Origin of the sequence: Mesorhizobium sp. KR9-304, assembly GCF_040049215.1 — a bacterium.
GTDB lineage: Bacteria > Pseudomonadota > Alphaproteobacteria > Rhizobiales > Rhizobiaceae > Mesorhizobium_K.
This window is the reverse complement of the sequence record NZ_JBDZDN010000002.1, coordinates 397,926-419,641: the sequence shown is the minus strand read 5'-3', so window position 1 is coordinate 419,641 and position 21,716 is coordinate 397,926. Positions and strand designations below refer to the sequence as shown.

The 21,716-nt window shown below is 64.3% G+C and carries 25 protein-coding genes; 12 read left to right on the top strand and 13 right to left on the bottom strand.

The genetic code is table 11. The annotated features are described in order from the left end of the window. The first annotated feature begins 134 nt into the window (after positions 1-134). From ABLE71_RS14295 to dusA, 6 genes are all read left to right on the top strand, one after another. Positions 135-872 (top strand): HAMP domain-containing sensor histidine kinase, encoded by a 738-nt coding sequence (locus ABLE71_RS14295; RefSeq protein WP_348784103.1) that lies wholly within the window; start codon positions 135-137, stop codon positions 870-872. A 187-nt stretch (positions 873-1,059) separates the two neighbouring features. After that, complete coding sequence (locus tag ABLE71_RS14290; RefSeq protein WP_348784102.1) at positions 1,060-2,466, top strand: ATP-binding protein; 1,407 nt, start codon at positions 1,060-1,062, stop codon at positions 2,464-2,466. Next, on the top strand, positions 2,463-3,119 hold the full coding sequence (locus ABLE71_RS14285; RefSeq protein ID WP_348784101.1) for a response regulator transcription factor: 657 nt from the start codon (positions 2,463-2,465) through the stop codon (positions 3,117-3,119). Before ABLE71_RS14290 ends, ABLE71_RS14285 begins: the two co-directional genes overlap by 4 nt. Positions 3,120-3,471: 352 nt before the next feature. Next, positions 3,472-4,314, top strand: coding sequence for an alpha/beta hydrolase (locus ABLE71_RS14280; protein ID WP_348784100.1), 843 nt, complete (start codon positions 3,472-3,474; stop codon positions 4,312-4,314). Positions 4,315-4,478: 164 nt separating this feature from the next. Further along, positions 4,479-4,847, top strand: a complete 369-nt coding sequence (locus tag ABLE71_RS14275; protein WP_348784099.1) for a response regulator — start codon at positions 4,479-4,481, stop codon at positions 4,845-4,847. A 267-nt stretch (positions 4,848-5,114) separates the two neighbouring features. Further along, positions 5,115-6,107, top strand: coding sequence for a tRNA dihydrouridine(20/20a) synthase DusA (gene dusA, locus ABLE71_RS14270; RefSeq protein ID WP_348784098.1), 993 nt, complete (start codon positions 5,115-5,117; stop codon positions 6,105-6,107). Between the two features lie 8 nt (positions 6,108-6,115). On the opposite strand, the gene ABLE71_RS14265 is transcribed toward dusA, so the two are convergent. Further along, entirely contained in the window at positions 6,116-6,820 is a 705-nt protein-coding gene (locus ABLE71_RS14265; protein ID WP_348784097.1) for a TIGR02281 family clan AA aspartic protease, read from the bottom strand. 6 nt (positions 6,821-6,826) lie between these two features. Beyond that, positions 6,827-7,057, bottom strand: coding sequence for a DUF1289 domain-containing protein (locus ABLE71_RS14260; RefSeq protein ID WP_348784096.1), 231 nt, complete (start codon positions 7,055-7,057; stop codon positions 6,827-6,829). A 153-nt stretch (positions 7,058-7,210) separates the two neighbouring features. Between ABLE71_RS14260 and ABLE71_RS14255 the strand changes: the two genes are divergently transcribed. After that, positions 7,211-8,209, top strand: coding sequence for a nicotinate-nucleotide--dimethylbenzimidazole phosphoribosyltransferase (locus ABLE71_RS14255; RefSeq protein WP_348784095.1), 999 nt, complete (start codon positions 7,211-7,213; stop codon positions 8,207-8,209). Here ABLE71_RS14255 and ABLE71_RS14250 read toward each other — a convergent pair whose 3' ends face one another. After that, positions 8,210-9,730 (bottom strand): HAMP domain-containing sensor histidine kinase, encoded by a 1,521-nt coding sequence (locus tag ABLE71_RS14250; protein WP_348784094.1) that lies wholly within the window; start codon positions 9,728-9,730, stop codon positions 8,210-8,212. A 77-nt stretch (positions 9,731-9,807) separates the two neighbouring features. Between ABLE71_RS14250 and ABLE71_RS14245 the strand changes: the two genes are divergently transcribed. The 4 genes from ABLE71_RS14245 (at position 9,808) to ABLE71_RS14230 (ending at position 12,291) form a co-directional block, all read left to right on the top strand. Continuing rightward, on the top strand, positions 9,808-10,428 hold the full coding sequence (locus tag ABLE71_RS14245; RefSeq protein ID WP_348784093.1) for a thermonuclease family protein: 621 nt from the start codon (positions 9,808-9,810) through the stop codon (positions 10,426-10,428). Between the two features lie 22 nt (positions 10,429-10,450). Continuing rightward, on the top strand, positions 10,451-11,062 hold the full coding sequence (locus ABLE71_RS14240; protein WP_348784092.1) for a glutathione S-transferase: 612 nt from the start codon (positions 10,451-10,453) through the stop codon (positions 11,060-11,062). Positions 11,063-11,065: 3 nt separating this feature from the next. Beyond that, positions 11,066-11,698, top strand: coding sequence for a uracil-DNA glycosylase family protein (locus ABLE71_RS14235; RefSeq protein ID WP_348784091.1), 633 nt, complete (start codon positions 11,066-11,068; stop codon positions 11,696-11,698). Positions 11,699-11,790: 92 nt separating this feature from the next. After that, positions 11,791-12,291 carry an Lrp/AsnC family transcriptional regulator gene (locus tag ABLE71_RS14230; protein WP_348784090.1) on the top strand — a complete coding sequence of 167 codons (501 nt, stop codon included), beginning with the start codon at positions 11,791-11,793 and terminating at the stop codon, positions 12,289-12,291. Between the two features lie 60 nt (positions 12,292-12,351). Here the strand turns inward: ABLE71_RS14230 and ABLE71_RS14225 are convergent, their stop codons facing one another. The 10 genes from ABLE71_RS14225 to moaA all read right to left on the bottom strand — a co-directional run bounded on the left by ABLE71_RS14225 (position 12,352) and on the right by moaA (position 21,182). Further along, the gene (locus tag ABLE71_RS14225) at positions 12,352-13,068 is read right to left on the bottom strand and encodes a DNA alkylation repair protein (protein ID WP_348784089.1); all 717 of its coding nucleotides are present in this window, start codon (positions 13,066-13,068) and stop codon (positions 12,352-12,354) included. 12 nt (positions 13,069-13,080) lie between these two features. Continuing rightward, entirely contained in the window at positions 13,081-13,950 is an 870-nt protein-coding gene (locus ABLE71_RS14220; protein ID WP_348784088.1) for an NAD(P)-dependent oxidoreductase, read from the bottom strand. A 63-nt stretch (positions 13,951-14,013) separates the two neighbouring features. Then, the gene (locus tag ABLE71_RS14215) at positions 14,014-14,832 is read right to left on the bottom strand and encodes an ABC transporter permease (RefSeq protein WP_348784087.1); all 819 of its coding nucleotides are present in this window, start codon (positions 14,830-14,832) and stop codon (positions 14,014-14,016) included. After that, positions 14,829-15,542, bottom strand: a complete 714-nt coding sequence (locus tag ABLE71_RS14210) for an ABC transporter permease (protein ID WP_348784086.1) — start codon at positions 15,540-15,542, stop codon at positions 14,829-14,831. Before ABLE71_RS14210 ends, ABLE71_RS14215 begins: the two co-directional genes overlap by 4 nt. A gap of 76 nt (positions 15,543-15,618) precedes the next feature. Further along, positions 15,619-16,320, bottom strand: coding sequence for an ABC transporter substrate-binding protein (locus ABLE71_RS14205; protein WP_348784488.1), 702 nt, complete (start codon positions 16,318-16,320; stop codon positions 15,619-15,621). 509 nt (positions 16,321-16,829) lie between these two features. Then, complete coding sequence (gene mobB / locus ABLE71_RS14200) at positions 16,830-17,342, bottom strand: molybdopterin-guanine dinucleotide biosynthesis protein B (RefSeq protein ID WP_348784085.1); 513 nt, start codon at positions 17,340-17,342, stop codon at positions 16,830-16,832. After that, positions 17,339-17,980, bottom strand: a complete 642-nt coding sequence (gene mobA / locus ABLE71_RS14195) for a molybdenum cofactor guanylyltransferase MobA (protein ID WP_348784084.1) — start codon at positions 17,978-17,980, stop codon at positions 17,339-17,341. The genes mobB and mobA overlap by 4 nt, the downstream gene beginning before the upstream one ends. Next, on the bottom strand, positions 17,977-19,173 hold the full coding sequence (locus ABLE71_RS14190; RefSeq protein ID WP_348784083.1) for a multidrug effflux MFS transporter: 1,197 nt from the start codon (positions 19,171-19,173) through the stop codon (positions 17,977-17,979). The genes mobA and ABLE71_RS14190 overlap by 4 nt, the downstream gene beginning before the upstream one ends. After that, positions 19,173-20,093, bottom strand: coding sequence for a DMT family transporter (locus tag ABLE71_RS14185; protein WP_348784082.1), 921 nt, complete (start codon positions 20,091-20,093; stop codon positions 19,173-19,175). The genes ABLE71_RS14190 and ABLE71_RS14185 overlap by 1 nt, the downstream gene beginning before the upstream one ends. 93 nt (positions 20,094-20,186) lie before the next feature. Beyond that, positions 20,187-21,182, bottom strand: coding sequence for a GTP 3',8-cyclase MoaA (gene moaA, locus ABLE71_RS14180; protein WP_348784081.1), 996 nt, complete (start codon positions 21,180-21,182; stop codon positions 20,187-20,189). 176 nt (positions 21,183-21,358) lie between these two features. On the opposite strand from moaA, the gene ABLE71_RS14175 reads away from it, so the two are divergent. Further along, entirely contained in the window at positions 21,359-21,709 is a 351-nt protein-coding gene (locus tag ABLE71_RS14175; RefSeq protein ID WP_348784080.1) for a DUF971 domain-containing protein, read from the top strand. The last annotated feature ends 7 nt before the right edge of the window (positions 21,710-21,716 follow it).

Genomic DNA, 21,716 nt, shown 5'->3' with positions numbered 1-21,716 from the left:
GTCTCATACTTCGGTGTGATCGAGCGCCGGGACGGAGAACACGCCCTAAACTCCCGTATGATTTCTCCGCTTGCCGTTTCGTCATACCGTTCGGGCCCGACTTGGATCGAGGCGCGGAGCGTTGGGAGATGACGATGAGGGCATCGATCGAAGACGCGGTGGCCATCGCGAATGCTTCCCGGCTCGCGATGTCGAGGCTCATGGCCGTTGCCGGCCACGATCTGAAGCAGCCGCTGCAGGTCGCTATGGCTTCGCTCGCCAGCGCCGCCGGTGACAGCATTTCGGCGGACGCCGCTGGACGCCTCCGCATAGCGCTGGACGCAATGAAGCGGCTGGGCAACGAACTCGACGACATCGCCCGGCTCTCCCAGGCGGACGATGCCTTTCGACCTTGCCGTCGCCTGGTTCGGCTGGCCGAGGTCCTGACGACGGTGGATCGCGACTGGCGTTTCTACGCGGAATATTGCGGCGTCGATCTCCAGATCCATCTGCCCGAAATGCTTGTCGAGACGGATCCCCGCATGCTGCTTACGATCCTGCGCAACCTTGTCGGAAACGCCATCAAATACAGCGGCCCCGGCGGGCACGTCCTCGTCCTTTGCCGAACACTCGACAGTGCGGTCAGCATCGACGTTCACGATGACGGCCGGGGCATCGCGGCGGCGCAATTGGGGCGCATCTTCGATGCGTTCGAGCGGGGTGACCAGGCGGACCAGTGCCACGGCCTCGGCCTCGGACTGACGATCGTCCGCCAGACGGCGAACCTCCTGCAGCATCCAGTTTCGGTTCGTTCCGTGGAGAACAAGGGCACCACATTTTCAGTCGAACTTCCCGTCCCTGGGCGGTATTGGAACATGGTGGAAGATATCTGAGGCGGCTACGGACTGCTTTTCAAGGGTGCACGACGATGCGGAATTCCGGTGGAGTCATTCGCCCAACCCGGAGCGAAACCGCGACTGCGGGCAACATGCCTCCGCGCCGTTCCATCGTCCGGCCGGACGTTCGCCGCGTCCGCCCTTCCGCGCCCCCGCGAACGTTTCGCCGGTTGCGGGGTCTTCCATGAGCCGGATGGCATTCAGCGCTGTCGCCACACTTCTGGCGTTGGGTATTTTCCTGATTGACACCTTGTCGCCGCTCGAAGGAGCAATCGCGGTCCTCTACGTACTGGTGGTGCTGATCGCCTCGCGGACATCGCGCCGCGAGGACATTATCGTCGCCGCGATCGCCAGCATCGCGTTGACTATCCTGGCCTATGCCGTCTCTTATGATTTCAATGATGTCGGGTCGCCTGCCCTGCGGGCGATAGTCAGTCTCGCGGCGATCGGCATGGCGACGATGCTGGCCCTGCAGAATCAGGCCGCGACGGAGACGCTGGCGGGTCAGGCGCGACTGCTGAACCTGTCCCACGACATGATCTTCGTGCGCGACGCCACCGGCGTCGTCACCTTCTGGAACGACGCAGCTGAGCAGATCTACGGCTGGTCCGCAGCCGAAGCCAAGGGCCAGATCGCCGACACGTTGCTCGGGACGCAATACCCGGCCGATCGCGCGGCGATCGAGATTGAACTCGTCGAGAACGGCCGCTGGGAAGGCACCCTCGTGCAAAGGACCAGGTCCGGTTCCCGCATCGTCGTCGACAGTCGATGGGCGGCGAGGCGAGACCGCCAAGGCAGAATGACTGGCGTCCTGGAAACGCACACCGACATAACCGAGCGCCAGGCGGCGCAGGATGCGGTTCAGCAGGCTCAGGCTGAACTTGCGCATGCCGCCCGCGTCGCGACGCTAGGCGAGCTTACCGCTTCGATCGCGCATGAGGTGAGCCAACCGCTGATGGCGATCGTGACGAACGGCGAAGCGGGAATGCGCTGGCTGCGCCGCGATCCGCCAGACCTCCACGAAGTGGAAAGCGCGCTTGGAAGGGTCATCGCCGAGGGCCGTCGGGCGAGCGACATCGTCAAGCGTATCAGGGCCTTTCTCAAGAAAGCCCCGTCCCCGCAGAGCGAACTGGCCGTCGGCACGCTCGTCGAGGAGGCGATCGCTCTTGTCCAACGCGAATTCATGCGCGCGAATGTCCAGCTTCGGGTCGACCTCCAGGCCGGTCTGCCCAACGTGAGCGGCGACAGGATCCAACTTCAGCAAGTGCTGGTGAACCTGCTGGTCAACGCCAGCCAGGCGATGGCCGACCATCCAGGTGAGAGGCTGCTTTCCGTCGACGCCTCGTACTCGCACGACATCGGCGTCGAAATCATGGTCCGCGACACCGGACCGGGCATCCCCGAAGAGCATCTCCGGCGTCTGTTCGATCCGTTCTTCACGACAAAGCGGGACGGAATGGGTATGGGTCTTGCCATATGTCGGACAACGGCGGAAGCTCACGGCGGCCGACTGTCGGTCGAAAGCCTGCCCAATCATGGAGCGACCTTCCGGCTCGCGCTTCCGGCAATCGAAGGAGGTGTATTGGAATGACCGGGAACCTGATGACGAAAGCGGCTTCCGCGCAGTCCGAAAACACGCCCTTCGTCGCGATCGTCGACGATGATTCCGGCGTCAGGGCCGCGCTGGACAGCCTCTTCCGTTCGATCGGGCTGGAGACCAGGCTGTTCGGCAGCGCGGCCGAACTGCTTGAGGCGACCCTGCCGCGCGCGCCCGGCTGCCTCATCCTCGATGTGAGGTTGCCCACCATCAGCGGCCTGGATTTCCAAGGCCAGCTTGCGAAGCACGGGATCGAACTTCCTGTCGTCTTCATGACCGGCCATGGAGACATTCCGATGACCGTGCGGGCGATGAAGGCCGGCGCGGTTGATTTCCTCTCCAAGCCGTTCCGGGACCAGGACATGCTCGACGCCGTCACCGGCGCAATCGAGCGGGACAGGCGGAGAAGAGCCGAAAGCGCGCAGATGAAAAGCCTGCGGGCCGAATACGAGACCCTGTCACCACGCGAACGCGAGATCATGGCCCATGTCGTCGCCGGCCTGATGAATAAGCAGGTGGCGGGCCTGATCGGTCTTTCTGAAATCACCGTAAAGATTCATCGCGGCAACGTCATGCGCAAGATGGGCGTCCGCACGCTCGCCGACCTGGTTCGGAAGGCCGAGGCGCTGGGCATCTCGGGTCCCTGAACGGGCGCCTGTCGTACTGCCCTGTGGAGACGCGGCCTTCGGGGCCGGGTTTGTCTCTGACCGCAACGTAGGCGGCGCCGTTTCCAAGCGTCGTACGCATCGCGGCTCACACCATCGTATGAACCGCCGAACCGAATGTTGGATTCTCGTCCGACCGTTCGCAGCCTAGCTTCCCCCTCGCGAACTTACCGCAACTGGAGGCCATGCCTTGAACGGACAAACGTACCCGCCAGAGCTCTGCCTGAACCGCCGTCATGTCATCGCCGCCGGCGCTTTGCTGGCAGCGACGGCTGCAGTCCCGAGAGTGGCATTCGCGCAGACCCCAAACGACGTTTCGAAAGGAGAACATGTTGTGAGCAGCGGCTTCATCAAGACCGAGGACGGCACTGAGATTTTCTATAAGGACTGGGGTCGAAAGGACGCCCAGCCCATTCACTTTCATCACGGGTGGCCGCTGTCGGCGGACGACTGGGACAACCAGATGCTCTTCTTCCTGGCCAACGGCTATCGTGTCGTTGCCCACGACCGGCGCGGTCATGGCCGCTCCACGCAGGTGGATACCGGCAATACGATGGATCAATATGCGGCCGATGCTTCGGCCGTCGTCGAGCATCTCGATCTCAGGAACGCTATCCATATCGGTCACTCGACCGGCGGCGGCGAGGTTGCTCGCTACGTCGCGCGCTACGGTCAGCCGCAGGGCCGCGTCGCCAAGGCGGTGCTGATCAGTTCCGTTCCCCCGCTCATGCTCAAGACCGAGGAGAACCCTGGCGGCACGCCGATCGAGGTCTTCGACGGCTTTCGCAAGGCTCTCGCCGCCAACCGGGCACAGTTCTATATCGATGTCGCCTCCGGTCCGTTCTATGGCTTCAACCGGCCGGGCGCCAAGATCTCCCAGGGCATCATCGACAACTGGTGGCGTCAGGGCATGATGGGAGGCGCACTGGCGCACTACGAAGGCATCAAGGCCTTCTCGGAAACCGACCAGACGGACGATCTGAAGGCAATCACCGTGCCGACCCTTATCCTGCAGGGCGAGGACGACCAGGTCGTGCCCTACAAGGATGCTTCGGTACTCCAGCACAAGCTGATCAAGGGAAGCACACTGAAGCTCTATCCCGGCTACCCGCACGGCGCCTTTACGATTCATGCCGATGTCATCAATCCGGACATGCTCGCCTTCATCAAGGGCTAGAAGTGTGGAGGAGGCGGATGCCACCGTCTCCTCCCTCCTCCCGCGTCTCGGATTTCCCCACAAACCTCCGTATAATTTCATTCGCGGCCAACGTGTCCCATGTAGAACCACAGGCCGCGCATCGAAATCCTCTCGTGCGAGACACGGCACGAAGGACCTTGGACATGCACCACACACCAATAATCGCGATTGTCGACGACGACGACGGCGTTCGCAGCTCGCTGACCAGCTTGCTCAGATCGCTGGGCTACCAGGTTCGCAGCTATGCTTCCGCGCGGGAATTCCTCGATGATCGAGGGGCCGGCGATCCGGGTTGCATGATCACGGACATACAGATGCCGAACATGACCGGCGACCAGCTCCAGGCAGAGCTGATCGCGTCGGGACGCGACTTTCCGATGATCTTCATGACCGCCTTTCCGACCGAGACGACGCGCCAACGCGTCCTGGCGGCAGGCGGCTTCGCGTATCTGGACAAGCCGGTGGAGGGCGACGCTATCACGCGCTGCCTCGCCGAACTGTTCGCCGGTTGATGTGATCTCGCATTTTGACCCCATAATTGGGTGAGTTTACGCCTGGCTTCCCCGCTCGGGAGGACCGGAAAGCGATAGCTGAGAGCGATCCGGATCGAGCCGAGCGATGACGGGGTAAGTTGGGGCAGGGGCCAAATACGGCCTGTTTTGCCAGCCGCACATCGACGTTTATTTCGTGAATGCATTATGTGTGGGATATGGAATTTGGTATGCATCGACCAAACTTGCCAACCGGGAATGGCTAGGTTGAGACATAAAGACAATGAAATGAATGGCTTAGATAGACGATTTTCCGTAGCGCCGATGATCGACTGGACGGATCGGCATTGCCGGTTCTTTCATCGCCAGCTGACGCGGCGTGCGGTGCTCTACACCGAGATGGTGGTGGCGGACGCCGTCATCCACGGCGCGCGTGACAGGCTGCTCGGCTTCGACCCGGAGGAGCATCCGGTCGCACTGCAGCTCGGCGGCTCGGATCCTTCCAAGCTCGCCGAAGCGGCGGCGATCGGCGAAGCGTTCGGCTATGACGAAATCAACCTCAATGTCGGCTGCCCATCCGACCGCGTGCAGTCGGGCACTTTCGGCGCCTGCCTGATGCGGACGCCGGCGGTGGTCGCCGACTGCGTCGTCGCCATGAAGGGCGCGGTAAAGATCCCGGTGACGGTGAAGTGCCGCATCGGCGTCGACGACCAGGACCCCGAGGTTGCACTCGATGCGCTTGCGGAAAGCGTCTTCGCGGCCGGCGCGGATGCACTATGGGTGCATGCGCGCAAGGCCTGGCTCGAAGGGCTCTCGCCCAAGGAGAATCGCGACATCCCGCCGCTCGACTACGGTCGCGTGTACCGTCTCAAGGAAAAGTACCCAGACCGTTTTATCGGCATCAATGGCGGCATCCGCTCGCTCGAGGAAGCGCGTGCGCATCTCGCCCATGTCGACGGCGCGATGCTCGGCCGCGCCGCCTACCAGACGCCTGGCATTCTGAGCGAGGCTGACGCGGAGTTTTATGGAGAGCCGAAGCGGCCGTTCGATCCGAGCGCCCTGCTCGAAACGATGTGCGCTTATGCCGAGCGCCACATCGCCGCCGGTGGACGGCTTGGACACGTCACGCGCCATATGGTCGGGCTGTTCCACGGACTGCCCGGCGCGCGCCGCTACCGGCAGATACTTTCGGTGGACGCCGCGAAGCCCGGCGCCAGGTCGGAAGTGCTCCGCGGGGCCTTCGCCGCGGTAGAATTGGGCGCTGAGCTAGAAGCAGCCTAGCCTTTTCGCTAGTCGCGCAAAACCAGCCGGTCGCCGCGCACGTCGAAGCCCGAGAGTGTGCCGATGAAGTTCATGCCGAGCAGGCTCTGGCCGAGACGGCCTGCCTCTGTCACGAGCAGCGGAAGATCTTTGCGCACGATGCCGCCGACCGCCACCTCGTCGGCTACCACGCGTGCGGCGTTGGTCGTGCCGTTGGCCGTCGAAACCGGGATGTTGAAGACGAGCGCCGAGGGATCGAAACCCACCCGCTGGGCATCCGCGGCGGTCAGCACGGTGGAGGTCGCGCCGGTGTCCACCATCGCGCGGATCGTCCGGCCGTTGATCGAGACATCCGCCTCGAAATGCCCATCCACCCGCTGCCGCAGCGTGACAATCGTACGGCCGTCGCCGTCGGTTACCGAGAGCGGGCTGCCGGGGACAATCCCCCCGCTGACGCGACTCGCCACGTCCTGCAGCTCGTAGCGGTATTCATAGCCCGCCATGAAGACCAGGATCACCAAAAGCCACACGGCGAGCGTCCGCACAGTCTGGCCGAAACGCTGTCCGGAGGCGAGGATGCCGCTTGCCACCAATGCTCCGAGCGCGCCCAGATAGATGAGATTGCCGAAACTGTCGCTGTCGAGACCAAGCACCTCGCCGCTCGAGTCGGCCATGACGAGCACGATCAGCCCGCCGACGACCACAGCCGCTACAATCCAGAACAGCCGCCCCATATCGAATTAAACCACGTCGCGGCGCTCGCGCGCCATGCGCGTGCGCCGCGTCTCGCGGCGGGGCCGCCGCTCCACGGTCTCAAGCCGCGCCGGCAGGAGTTCCATGATCTCGTGGCGCGTCTGCGGGGTCATGTCGAGCCAGCCGGCGATCTCGTCGCGCGTACGTCCGCAGCCGAAACAAAAGCCGGTCTTCATGTCCATCGAGCAGACGAGGATGCAGGGAGATTCGATCGCCATCGGGGTCCGGGTTCCTGGATCACACATGGGACAGGGCCAAGTCCAATGCAAGCCTGCCGCCGACAGGCTTCGTCGCAAGTCACCGTCGCAACCATTGTGCCGGCGCGCCTTCGCGGCTATGCCGCTGCATCTTCTGGTCTGCAGGCATGCTTCATGACGAGCGCTCTTCCTTTCGACGATTTCCGGACCCTGATGTCGGCCCTGCCTAAGGGCGACGAGGCGGCCGCGAACCGCGTGCGGACGTTGTTCGACACGGCCGAAAAGCCTGCCGGCTCGCTCGGCCGCCTGGAGCACATTGCCGCCTGGCTGGCGAAATGGTCGGGCCGCGCACCGCCGGCTATCAACCGGCCGGCGGTCGCGATATTCGCGGGCAATCACGGCGTCGCCGCGCGGGGCGTTTCGCCGCGGCCGGCGGAAGCTACGGCGCGCGCCGTCGAGCTCTGCGCTGCAGGGGGAGCGGCCATCAACCAGGTCTGCCTTGCCTACGATCTCGGCCTCAAGGTATTCGATCTGGCCCTTCATCTGCCGACCGGCGACATCACGCGGGAAGCGGCGCTGGACGAGCGCGACTGCGCCGCGACCATGGCCTACGGAATGGAGGCGGTCGCAGGCGGCACGGACCTCCTTTGCCTGGGCGATCTCGGCGTCGGCAATTCGACCGTCGCCGCCGCGATCCTCTGCATGCTCTATGGCGGCAGCGCCGCTGACTGGATCGGGCCGGGCTCGGGCGCGGATGCGGCGATGATGCAACGCAAGGCCGAGGCGGTCGATGCGGCGGTTGCGCTGCATTCCGCGCATGCCGGCGATCCGTTCGAGATCCTGCGTCGTGTCGGCGGGCGCGAGTTCGCGGCCATCGCAGGCGCGATCATCGCCGCGCGCGCCGAGAAGGTTCCTGTTCTTCTCGACGGCCACGGAGCCGTCGCGGCGGCCTGCCTGCTCCACGCCGTCAATCCCGCGATCCTCGACCATTGCCTGCTTGCCCAGCGGCAGTCCGATCCCGGCCTAGCGCGCGCTGTCGAGCAGCTTGGCCTCGTGCCGATCTTCGATCTCGGCGTGGCGCATGGAGAAGGCGTGGGATCGGCGCTCGCTGCCGGCGTCGTCAAGGCGGCGGCGCTGATCAGTTCCGGCATGGCGGCTGCGGTGCGGGCCTGATCAGCCGCGTTTGCCTGCTGCAACCTTTGTCGGCAGTGCTGGCAGCGCTTGCATGACGCGGGCGGGCGGGAAGATCGCGAGAGCCTCCGTGCCCTCGCGCAGCTTGGAGTGAAGCTCGAACTCGCCTCCATGCAGCGCGATCAGCCCCTGCACGATGGGCAGGCCGAGCCCGGTGCCCTGTTCGGCGCTCTTGATGGCGATCGAGCCCTGGCCGAAAGCCGCCAGGACGACCGGGATCTCGTCCGCCGGAATGCCCGGGCCTGCGTCCCTGACGGCGATGTACTGGCCGCCGCCGGCAGTCCAGCCGACGCGAACCAGAACTTCGGTTCCGGGGGTCGCGAACTTCACCGCGTTGGACAGCAGATTCAGAGTGATCTGGCGCACCGCGCGCTCGTCGGCAAACAGTCGCGGCAAGTCCGCCTCGAACTGCTGGACGATGCGGATGTCCCTGTTGCGTGCCTTCAGCTCCATGAGGTGACAGCAATCCTCAACGACCGCCGTGACGACGATGGGTTCCTCGCTGAGCTGGTAGCGGCCGGCCTCGATGCGCGACAGGTCGAGGATCTCGTTGATCAGGTCGAGCAGGTGCTGGCCGGAGACGTGGATGTCCCTGGCATAGTCGCGATAAGTCTTGTTCTCCATCGGACCGAGCACTTCGTTGGCCATCACCTCCGAGAAACCGAGAATCGCATTCAGCGGCGTCCTCAACTCGTGGCTCATCGAGGCGAGGAAGCGCGACTTGGCAAGGTTCGCCTCCTCGGCCCGGTGTCTTGCCTCGTCCGACATGGATTTCGCCGTGTCGAGCTCGGCGATCAGCGCATCCTTCTCGGAGCGGAAGGACAAGAGCGTCAGCGAGGAGCGGTTCATGTGCCCCGCCACCACCGCGAAGAAGGGCAGCGACATGACGAGCAGCCCCGTCACGATGATCTCCACGGGTGTCCACAGATGCGACGCCAGCAAGACATAGGCAGTAACCGGCAGCGCGAAGGTAGCTGCTAGCGCGCCACGCAGCGACGAGGCGATCAGCGCGGTCGCTGCGATGGCGAGCAAAAGCACGATCGCTTTGATGGTCACGAACTGGTCGAGCTGGCATGTGCCGCAACCGATCAATGCGAAATAGACCCAGCCAACCCCGCTGACGAAATGCGCGATCAGGAAATTGCGCCGCGTGGCCTCGACGTCGAGGAGCGCCGTTTCGGTCCGGTCGGCGTGCCGAGCGACGAGGGCCAGGGCGGCGTAGCCCGAAAGCGCGATCAGCGTCCAGGCGAGGATTTCGTCCTTCATGCCGGCATAGAGGCCGGCGCCAGCGATCGCCAGCACCATCACCGGAATGGCGACGGCGACATTGGCCATCGAACGCGCGTGCAGCTTCAGCAGCTCGCGGTCGAAGCTGAGGTTTCCGGGTTGATGGGCGAGCTGGTCACGCGTCTTCCTGACCGCGCGCGCCACCTCGCTGTTGCGGTGCGGTTTCCTGCGGTCCACAATGATCTTGTCCGCCGTGTTTGAACGTAGCAACGGCATGAAAACTTCAACTTACACAACCGACACACACCAGCCCCGGCAAGCTACGGCGGAATGATTAAGAGATTGTTTGCCATATGGTGAGAATGCGCTCCGCTAAGCGTGGCTGGGCGTGGCGTCAGGCGCAGCCGCGCAGCGGGTGGCGCAGGCTTTGGGATTGGCTGCTCACCGTCGCTATCCTTGGTCTTTTGATCCTGCTCGCGGTTCGGCTCGATCGAACGGAGACGCGCAATCTCGCCGGCCGCGTCACCGTCAACGACGGCGATTCCCTCACCCTCGGCACCGAGCGCATCAGGCTGCGCGGCATCGACGCGCCGGAGTTCGATCAGACCTGCCACAGGAACGGTGCCGACTATCCCTGCGGCCGCCGCGCCCGCGAGTCGCTTTCCGCGCTGATCGGCGGCCGGCCGGTCTCGTGTTCGGGATGGGAGCGCGACAAATACGACCGGCTGCTTGCCACATGCACTGCCGGCGACACTGATCTCAACCGCGGCCAGGTTGAAGCCGGCTGGGCCATGGCCTATGGCGGCTACGAGGCCGAGCAGGAGGCCGCGCGCCGGAAGGGGGCCGGTCTGTGGGCCGGTACGTTCGAGCGCCCGCGCGACTGGCGCGAGATGCATGGCGGCATGGCCGAAAGCGAGCATGCCGCGGCGGGCAGCATCTTCAATTGGTTGCGCCAGATGCTTCGATTTTTCTGATGCAGCCGCTATATGTCTGTTCATGAAGCTTTATGACGGGGGCAGGGCGCCCAACCCGCGCCGTGTGCGCATCTTCCTCGCCGAGAAGGGCATCTCCGTGCCGCTCGTGCCTGTCGACATGGGCGCGATGGAACATCGCGGCGGAGCGGTTGCCGAGCGCAATCCGCTGCGGCGCCTGCCGGTGCTTGAACTCGACGACGGCACGGTGCTTTGCGAATCGGTTGCGATCTGCCGCTATTTCGAAGAATTGCACCCCGAGCCGGCGCTGTTCGGCCGCGGCGCGCTGGGCAAGGCACAGGTCGAGATGTGGCAGCGCCGCATCGAGTTCAACCTGTATTTGCCGGTCAGCTACGCCTTCCGCCACATCCATCCGGCGATGAAGGAATGGGAGATCCCGCAGGTGCCGGAATGGGGCGAGGTGAACAAGCCCAAGGCGCTCGACTTCCTGGTCCTGCTGGACGCGGAACTCGCCCTGCGCGAATTCGCTGCCGGCGACGAATTCTCAATCGCCGACATCACCGGCCTGGTGGCGATCGACTTCATGAAGCCCGCGCGCATCACCGTGCCGGACGAACTGACCAACGTCATCCGCTGGCATCGCGCGCTCGCCGCCCGCCCGAGCGCTTCCGCCTGAATCATGTCCGAGAGCCTGGAAGACCTTACGCGGCGCGCCCGCGCTTGCCGCATCTGCGTCGAGCAGCCGGTCGGTCGGCCGCTGCCGCATGAGCCGCGACCGGTTCTACTGCCGTCGTCGCAGGCGCGCATTCTCATCGCGAGCCAAGCGCCGGGCACCAAGGTGCATCTCTCCGGCATGCCCTTCACCGATGCGTCGGGCGACCGGCTGCGCAACTGGCTTGGCGTCACGCGGGAGGAATTCTACGACCTGAAGAACTTCGCCATCGTGCCGATGGGCTTCTGCTTTCCCGGCCAGGACGCCAAGGGCGGCGATCTGCCGCCGCGCCGCGAATGCGCGCCTGCATGGCGGGCGCCGCTGATGGAGTTGATGCCGCAGATCGAGCTGGTGCTGACGATCGGGCTTTACGCGCAGGCCTGGCACATGGGCGATGCCCGGCGTGGCTCGCTTACCGAAACCGTCATGAACTGGCGCGAAGCGTTTGCTGCGCCGTCCCGGCCAGTCGTGCTGCCCTTGCCGCATCCGTCCTGGCGTAACACCGGTTGGCTGAAGCGGAATCCGTGGTTTGAAATGGATTTGCTGCCGTTCCTAAAAATGGAAATTCGGCGTCGGTTGGCGGCAAGTCGGAGCAAATAGAACCCGCGATAAGCCGGTCGCGGAGAATTTCTTTCTTGTACGCAGGTTCGAATGCTGGGAAAATGGCGCTGCATTTCCCTTCGGAGCTTTTCATGGACCGCCTAGACCGCAAGATCCTGCGCCTGCTGCAGGAGGACGCCACGCTCGCCGTCGCCGACGTCGCGAAGAAAGTGGGGCTGTCGACCACGCCCTGCTGGCGGCGCATCCAGAAGCTCGAGGAGGAGGGCGTCATCAAGCGTCGGGTCGCCATACTTGACCCGGAGAAGATCAACGCGCGCGTCACCGTCTTCGTCTCGATCCGCACCAATACGCACAGCCACGAATGGCTGCGGCGGTTCTCGGAAGTCATCCAGGATTTTCCGGAGGTGGTCGAGTTCTACCGCATGAGCGGCGATGTCGATTACCTGTTGCGCGTCGTCGTGCCTGATATCGCGGCCTATGATGCCTTCTACAAGCGCCTGATCTCCAAGATCGAGATCCGCGACGTGTCGTCGTCCTTTGCGATGGAGCAGATCAAGTACACGACCGAAATGCCGCTCGATTACATGAAGGTCGAAAAGGAAGGCAATGTGCATGCGGGCGCGGGAATCTGATCCCTACGCCTGACCGGTCGGGTGCCCCGCTCGTTCTTCGGGTAGCTCAGGGCGAGCCCGTCACGCGGTCTTCGGCTTCGACTTCTTCGCCAGCCGCTCCAGCGTCTTCGGATCCTTTAACTCGCGCACCGCGCCGTTGCCGATCCAGCGCTCCGTCCTGTCTTGCGAAGCGGCCAGCCGCTCGGCCATTTCCAGCGCCGGTCCGTAGGTCGTCAACGAGCGCTTGCCGATCGTGCGAAGCGCCCAGTTGACCGCTTTCTTGACGAAGTTGCGTCCGTCCTTCGCATGCGCTTCGACCAGTGGCAGGTAGTTGACGAAGGTGGCGTCCGGCTCCTTCTTGCGGTGGACGGTCGCCCAGCAGAGCATCGCAAAAGCCGTGCGGCGCACGAATTCGCGCTGGTCGGCCGCGAACTCTTCGATCAGCTCGCGCCAGGCATCGGTGTCGACGAAGAGGTCGGACACGCCGTCGACGATGTCCCAGGAATCGAACTCCGCAGCCCAGCGACGCGCATCCGCCTTGGTGAAGCGCTTTGGATCGGCCGTCACGGAAGCGATGAACTGCGCCTCCGTGATGCCCGACGCCCAGAGTTCGAAAGCCCGTTCGTGGTTCCGCTTGATCTTCTTGGCGATGTCGCGCTGCACGCCGTGCGAGATGCCGAGCGCCCGGTCGATCCGGATGCCGTAGCGCTTCATGCCTTGCCGGTTCTCTTCAGAGCCGATCGAGCGCAGGTGCGCGATGATCTCGGCAGCTGTGGAGGCGGGCGAGAGCTCGGCCATTGACCGCGATGCTCAGCGCTCCAGGCGCGCTAGCAGCGACGACGTATCCCAACGCTTGCCGCCCATCTGCTGCACTTCCTTGTAGAACTGATCGACCAGCGCCGTCACCGGCAGCCTTGCGCCGTTGCGGTCGGCTTCCTCAAGGCAGATGCCCAGGTCCTTGCGCATCCAGTCGACGGCAAAGCCGAAATCGTATTTGCCTGATATCATCGTCTTGTGGCGGTTCTCCATCTGCCACGATCCGGCGGCGCCCTTGGCGATGACCTCGATCACCCTTTCGAGGTCGAGCCCGGCCTTCCGGCCGAAATGCAATCCCTCTGCCAGCCCCTGCACGAGGCCGGCGATGGCGATCTGGTTGACCATCTTGGTGAGCTGGCCTGCACCCGCCGGCCCCATCAGGCCGACCATCTTCGCATAGGCCTCGATCACCGGCTTGGCCTTGTCGAAGGTTTGCTGGTCGCCGCCGACCATGACCGTCAGCGCGCCGTTCTCCGCCCCTGCCTGTCCGCCGGAGACGGGCGCGTCGAGCGCGGCGAAGCCTCGCGCCGCGGCCTTCTCGGCGAGTTCGCGCGCGACTTCGGCCGAGGCGGTCGTGTTGTCGATATAGATCGCCCCCTTTTTCATCGACTGGAAGCAGCCCGTGGGGTCGATGGTCACCGAACGCAAGTCGTCGTCGTTGCCGACGCAGGTAAAGACGAAGTCCTTGCCCTCGGCGGCCTCGGCGGGTGTTCTGGCGAACGCGCCGCCATGTTCTGCCGCCCATTTCTCCGCCTTGGCCGTTGTCCGGTTGTAGACGGTCACGTCGTGGCCGCCCTTGTTCTTCAGGTGACCGGCCATCGGATAACCCATCACGCCAAGCCCGAGAAATGCAACCGATGCCATATTCGCTGATCCTTCCATGTCGATGCTGCGGCGTTCTTACCGCATTGCGAAAGGAGATTGGAGTCAGCGATGCAGGTGAATGGTGATGCGGCGTTCGATCCACTCGGTGGCGTATCGAAGCCCCTCGACCAGAACCATGTAGATCACGCCCGCCCAGATGTAGGCCTGGAAGTCGAAGCTGGACGAATAGATACGCCGGGTCATACCCATCAGGTCGTAAACGGTGATCAGCGTGACCACCGCCGAGCCCTTGATCATCAGGATGATTTCGTTGCCATAGGGGCGCAGCGCCACGATCAGCGCCTGCGGCAGGATGACCTTGCGCAGCGTCTGCAGATTGTGCAAGCCGAGCGACGCCGCACCCTCCCACTGACCGCGCGGCACGCTCTCGATTGCGCCGCGCAGGATCTCCGCCTGGTAGGCCGCGGTGTTCAGCGTGAAGGCAAGTATAGCGCAGTACCAGGCTTCGCGGAAAAACCACCAAAGCCCGACTGATTCGAACTCCGTCCTGAAGGCGCCGGAGCCGTAGTAGATGAGGAAGGCCTGCGCGAGCAGCGGCGTGCCGCGGAAGAAGTAGACGTATCCGTAGGCGAGGGCCGAAAGCAGACGGTTCTGCGACATGCGGGCATAGGCGACGGGCACCGACAGCAGCGCGCCAAGCACGATCGAGATCACCACGAGGATGACCGTGGTCAAAAGGCCGGACGCGTACCAGGGGATGTACTTGGCGAAGAATTCCGGGTTCCAGGCGCTCGCGAGATACCAGACCATCCCCAAGCCAGCCAGCGCCCACAGTCCGACAGCCACGTGACCGGCGATACGGGATCGCGTCCAGGGACGGGGCGGCGCCGGTGGGCGGTGGGTGTCGGTCGCGACGCTCATCGGCGTGCGTCCTGCTGATTTACAGAGCGCTCGACCACGCCGATGCCGAATGACGATATGATGGCGAGTACGAGGTAGATCAGCGTGGCGAGGCCGAAAAAGAGGAAGGCCTCCTGGGTGACGCGGGAGGCAATGTAGGCCTGGCGGATGATATCGGGAAGTCCGATGGCCGACACCAGCGCCGTGTCTTTCAGCAGGATCAGCCAGAGGTTGGACAGGCCCGGCAGCGCGATGCGGATCAGTTGCGGCAGCACCACCAGGCGCATTGTCTGGCCGCCGGTCAGGCCGATCGAATAGCCGCCTTCGTACTGGCCCTTGGGGATCGCCTTGAAGGCCGACAGGAAGACCTCGCTCGAATAGGATGAGAAGACGAGCGCCAGCGCGATGATGCCCGAGACGAATGCGTTCACGTTGACCGTGGCCGTCGGGTCGACAAGCTGGACGAGCTTCTGCAGCGCGATCTGGACGCCGAAGAAGATGATGAACAGCGTCAGCAACTCCGGTAGGCCGCGGAAAATGGTGGTGTAGATGTTGCCGGCAAGCCTGAGCGACGGCTCGTCCGAGTTCTTCGCCAGCGCGACCAGGAAACCGATCACCAGGCCGACCGGCAGGGTCGCTAGCGCCAGCGATACCGTGATGAAAACGCCGTAAGCGATGTCGTCGAGCCAGCCTTGGGGTCCCCAGGAAAGGAGGGTCCATGCACTCTGCATCGGCTCGCCACGGTCTCCTTGAGAGTGGGCAAAAGAAAAACGGCGGCGGGATTATCCGCCGCCGTCTCTATGTCGGTCAGCCCTCGCCGCCGTAGACGTCGTACTTGAAGTATTTGTCGTTGATTTCCTTGTACTTTCCGTTCGCGCGGATGGCGTCGATCGCGGCGTTGAACTTGTTCACCAGATCGGTTTCGCCCTTACGGACCGCAATGCCCGCGCCGGGACCGTGGATCTCCACGACCGGCGTGATGGCGCCGACCAGCTTGCAGCAGGCGCCGTCTGGCGACGCCAGCCAGCCTTCGAGCACGGAGATGTCGTCGCTCACGGCATCGAGCCGGCCGTTGGCGAGGTCAAGCAGGAACTCCTTGCTCGACGGATAGCCCTTGATCGTCGAGTCCGTATAGGTCTTCTCCGCGTAGTTGTAGTGCGTGGTCGAGGTTGCGACGCCGAGCGTCTTGCCGGCGAGGTCTGCCTTGCTGACGCCGGCGATGGTCGTGTCCTTCGGTGCGGCGACCGCCGGCGGGGTGTTGTAGTATTTGTTGGTGAAATCGACTTTTTCCGCGCGTTCTGGCGTGATCGACATCGAAGCGATGATGGCGTCGAACTTGCCGGCCTGCAGGGCAGGGATGATGCCGTCCCAGTCCTGGGTCACGAACTCGCAGGTCACCTTCATCTCGGCGCAAAGAGCGTTCGCGATGTCGATGTCGAAGCCCACGAGCTGGCCATCGGCGGTCAGGTTGTTGAAGGGCGGATAGGCGCCCTCGGTTCCAATCTTCAGCGATCCGCCTGGCGCGGCGCCCTGCGTTCCCGGCGCGGCAGGCGCAGGAGCGGGTTCGGCAGGCGCAGGAGCGGGCTCGGCAGGAGCAGGCGCGGGCTCGGCAGGCGCCGGAGCGGGCTCTGCGGGCGCCGGTGCAGGTGCGGCCGGTGCGGGCGCCGGTTCGGCGGGAGCTGGCGCCGGTTCGGCGGGCGCGGCGGGCGCGGGCGCTGGTTCGGCCGGCTTTTCTTCCTGCGAGCAGGCGGCAAGCATCAGCGCAAGTGCTGCTGCCGAGGCTGCCAGCGTCATGCGTTTCATAGTGAACATGTAAAACCCCTCATTGTCTGTCGTTCCGGCGAAACCGCGGAACGTCGGCAGCGGCCCTTGCCGCGCCGGTGCCAGATAATCCGCCTCTTTTTCGGGAAAAAGCAATCCCAAACCACGGAAACGGAGGAAAGATATTGCCTGGCTTGGCGGGGCTGGGGACAATTCTGCCGCGCGTGGCAGATTTCCGAGGTTGGCGGGAGTGGCGCCTATTTTCGATCCAGGCCCACCGCATTTTCGATGAAATCCGCGATGGCGGCGATGTCGTCCAGGCCGAAGACGGGCAGGGTGCTGTCGGCAACCGCGTGATCCGCGGCTATCGCCATGACCGTCGGGTCCCCTGCGCTCAGCGGAGTTGTGTCCTTGGCTGCCGTCCGCCGAGCTTCGATCTTGGCGTGGTTCTCGCGCTTATAGCCTTCGACCAGCACGAGGTCGCATGGGGCCAGCCGTCCGAGCACTTCCTCCAGCTTCGGTTCGTACTCGCCGCGCAACTCGTGCATCAGCGCCCAGCGCCGGCCAGACACCACCGCCACCTCGCTCGCGCCGGCCTGCCGGTGGCGAAAGCTGTCGGCGCCTACCTTGTCGATGTCGAAGTCATGATGCGCATGCTTGACGGTCGAGACCTTCCAGCCGCGCCGCGTCAATTCCGCCACCAGCCGCTCGGTCAGCGTCGTTTTGCCGGAGTTCTTCCAGCCGACAATGCCGAACACGCGGTGGATCATGGCTTTCCTCCCAGCACAATCGCCTCCGCCTCGGCCAGATCTTCCGGCGTGTTGACGTTGAAGAACGGGTCCAGTCTTGCGCCTTTGACTTCGCCCATCGGAAAGTCGACGCTTACCGTTTGGTGCTTGTCCAGAAAAGCCGCAACGCTGAAATTCGCGCCCCCAGCCAGGAAATCGCGCAGGTCCGTCGCCAGCGAGACCGGCCAGAGCGCAAACACAGGATGCCGGCGGCCGCCTGACGCCGCGACAGCGATATTTCCCGGGAGGCCGGCGACGGCCTGCGAAAGCCGGGCCGCCAGATTGCGCGGGAAGAAGGGCGTGTCGCCTGCGACGGTCAGCACCCTGGCGCATCCGGTTTCGGCCGCCGCCCATGCCATGCCTGACAATATCCCGGCCAGCGGCCCCGTTTGTCGGCCGGCGCCATCATCTGCAAGCACCGGCAGGCCGTATTGGGCAAACCGGGCAGGGTCGCCATTGGCGCTGATTGCAAGCGGTGCGACCTGCGGCTCCAGCCTATCGAGCACATGCGCCAGCATCGTCTTGCGTGCGAGCAGGCGCAGCGGCTTGTCGCCGCCGCCGAACCTTGTCGCCCGGCCTCCTGCCAGCACGAGACCGGCTATGCCTCGTGAGCGTGTCACGTGGCGCCTTCGCGCCGCGCGGCGTTGATGACCCATAGTGTCCCGAGGACACCGCCCGCCGAAGAAAACAGCATCACCCACAGCAGCGGGAAGGGGCCGGACTGCGCGGTGATCAGAGCGCCAGCCAGCATCGAGAGGGCCGCGCCGCCGCCGATCTGCAGCGCGCCACCGAGACCCGAAGCGGAACCTGCCAGGTGCGGCTTCACGCTGACGACGCCGGCATTGGCGCTGGGCAGCGTCAGGCCGTTGCCGACACCTGTGAAGAAGACAGGGCCGAACAGCGACAACGGATGATAGATGCCGCCGGCAAAGAGTGCGATCGCCAGCACCATGCCGCAAACGGCGACGATATTGCCCGAAAGCATCATGCGGTTGAGCCCGAACACCCTGGCGAAACGCCCCGAAAGGAAATTGCCGAGCATGTAGCCGACCGAGATGATGCCGAAATAAAAGCCGTATTGCGACGGCGTCAGGCCGAGCATTTCGGTGGCGATATAAGGGCCGCCGCCGATGAAGGCGAAGAATGCACCCCCGGTGCAGGTGGCGGTCAGCGCGTAGCCCCAGAATCGGCCCGCGCCGAGAAGTTGCGGATAGGCGCCGAACTGCGCCGCGAGGCTGTCGGAGCGGTTGCGGTTTGTCTCGTTGAGATCGAAGAAGGCGAAGCCGAGCGCGACGAGACCGAAGGCGAGCGACAACCAGAAACCGGCCTGCCAGCCGTAGAGTTCGTCGAGAAAGCCGCCGATCATCGGTCCGACCATCGGCACGACGCTCATGCCCATGGTGATGTAACCGATCTGGCTTGCCGCCTCCGTGGTGCCGACCGTGTCGCGCACGACGGCGCGCGAGATGACGAGGCCGCCAGAGGCGAAGGCCTGCAGCAGGCGGCAGAAGAGCAGCGCCTCCACAGTCGGTGCATAGACGGCGGCGACCGTGCCGACGAGGAATATGGCGAAGCAGACCAGGATGACGGGCCTGCGGCCGAAACGGTCGGAAGCGGGGCCTATGAAGAGTTGCAGCACGGCGGTGGCGGCGAGGTAGAAGGAGACCGCAAGCTGCATCACCCCGTAGTCGGTCTCGAAATGGCGCGCCATGCCTGGGAGAGACGGCAGGAATACGTTCATGGCGAGCGGTCCGACGGCCGCGGCCAAGACGAGCGTGACGAGATGCGGGGAGGCCGGTAGCGGCGCTGACATCAGAGCCCTTCCGGCGCCATGCTCGGGCCGACGCTCTCGGCGGCGGTCTTCGAGCGGCCCACGACCCGCTCGCGATAGAGCATGTAAAGGCCGGAGCCGACGATGATCGCCGAGCCCACGATCATCGCGAGATCGGGAATGTCGCCGAAGATCAGGAAACCGAGCAGGATGGAGAAGAGCAGGCCGGTGTAGCGGAACGGCGCGACGAAGGAGATCTCGCCCGAGCGCATGGCCAGAATGATGAACTGGTAGCCGACAAGCAGAAGCCCCGCCGCGCAGGCAAGCAGGAAGAGGTCGAAGGCGCTTGGCGGCGTCCAGCCGCCCATCGGCTGGATCAGGAACGCACCGCTCACGGTGACCGCGAGCGCCGTCACGGTCGAGATCAGCAGCGTCGGTATGCGTTCGGGTATGCGCTTGGTGGCAAGGTCGCGCGCGGTGCAGAAGCCGACGCAAACCAGCGCCAGCAGCGAATAGACGCTGAAGCCTTCGAGCCCCGGCCTGACGATGATCGCCACGCCCGCAAAACCCACCGCGATAGACAGCCAGCGCCGCCAGCCGACTGTCTCGCCATAGATCAGCGCCGCGCCCATGGTGACGGCGAGCGGCAGCGCCTGCAGAACCGCCGACACGTTGGCTATCGGCAGTTGCGCCAGCGCGATCAGGAAGGTGACCGTCGCCAGCACTTCGCCGGCGACACGGACGAGCACCATCGGCTGCAGGGTCAGGCGCAGATTGGCGAATGCGCCCTGCTGCAAGGCGAGTACGGTGATGAACAGCGTGGCAAAGGCCCCGCGCAGGAACTGCACCTGGCCCATATTCATGATTTCGGACATGTGCTTCGTCACGCCGTCATTGACAGTGAAGCCGGCCATGGAAACCGTCATGAACATCGCGGCGCGCATGTTGGGCGAGAGCGGCAAGGGGGCATTCCGTCGTTGCGACAGCCCGGATGTATCAGCCGCCGGCTGCCGCGCAAACGGAAAGCTTTGGGCCAATCGTGGCCCACCCGAACGTCAGCCGCCGGTCACGCTCATGTGGCGCGAGACGGCCGGCCGGCTGGTGCGCCGGTCGATGATGAAATCGTGGCCCTTCGGCTTGCGGCCTATAGCCTCGTCGATGGCGCTGGCCAGTTGCTCGTTGCCTTCGGATGCCCTCAGCGGCGCGCGCAGGTCGGCGGCGTCCTCCTGGCCGAGGCACATATAGAGCGTGCCGGTGCAGGTCAGCCGCACACGGTTGCAGCTTTCGCAGAAATTGTGGGTCATCGGCGTGATGAAGCCGAGCCGTCCGCCCGTCTCCTTCACCTCGACATAGCGCGCCGGCCCGCCGGTCTTGTACGCAATGTCGCTCAGCGTGAACTGGCGCTCCAACTCGGTCCTCAGTAGCGACAGCGGCAGATACTGGTCGGTGCGGTCGGCGTCGATCTCGCCCATAGGCATCGTCTCGATGACAGTCAGATCCATGCCGCGGCCATGCGCCCAGCGCAGGAGTTCGGGCATCTCGCGATCGTTGAAGCCCTTCAGCGCGACGGCGTTGAGCTTGATCTTCAGCCCGGCGGCTAGCGCCGCGTCGATGCCCTCCATAACCTTGGCGAGGTTGCCCCAGCGCGTGATGGCATGGAACTTGTCGGCGTCGAGCGTATCCACCGACACGTTGATGCGCTTGACCCCGGCATCGGCTAGTTCGCCCGCGAATCTGGCGAGCTGCGAGCCGTTGGTGGTCAGCGTCAACTCGTCGAGCGCGCCGCTTTTCAGGTGGCGCGACAGCTGGCGCACCAGATGCATGATGTTCTTGCGCACCAGCGGCTCGCCTCCGGTCAGCCTCAGCTTCCGGACACCCTTCTCGATGAAAACGGTGCAGAGCCGGTCGAGCTCTTCCAGCGACAGGAGATCCCGCTTCGGCAGGAAAGCCATGTCCTCGGCCATGCAATAGGTGCAGCGGAAGTCGCAGCGGTCGGTGACCGATACGCGCAGGTAGGTGATCGTGCGACCGAACGGGTCGATCATGTCCATCGCTGCATTCCAGTTGCTGCACTGCCCGGCTTGTGCCGGGCGAAGCGTTATATACAGCCATGTGATACGATCTGGCTATCGGTTCAAGGCTTTCGCTTAGTCTGTAGCCGATTTCCGGGGTTTCGCCTGTCCGGGAAGCGGCGTAGAGAGCCGTTCTCAAGAGCAAGGGATGTCGGATGAACGCGCCTAGGGAATTGAGGGTCTCGAAGGACCGGCGGACGCTGACGGTCACCTATCACGACCACGAGCCGTTCGAGCTTTCGGCCGAGCTGTTGCGCGTGACTTCGCCTTCGGCCGAGGTGCAGGGCCATTCGCCAGAGCAGCGCGTGACGGTGCCTGGCAAACGCAACGTCGCGATCTCGCGGATCGAGCCGGTCGGCAACTATGCGGTGCGCATCGTCTTCGACGATTTCCACGATACCGGCATCTTCACCTGGAACTATCTGCACCAGCTCGGCCACGACAAGGACGGCGTCTGGGCCGCCTATCTCGCCTCCTTGCAGGAAAAAGGCCTGTCGCGCGGCTAAATATTGC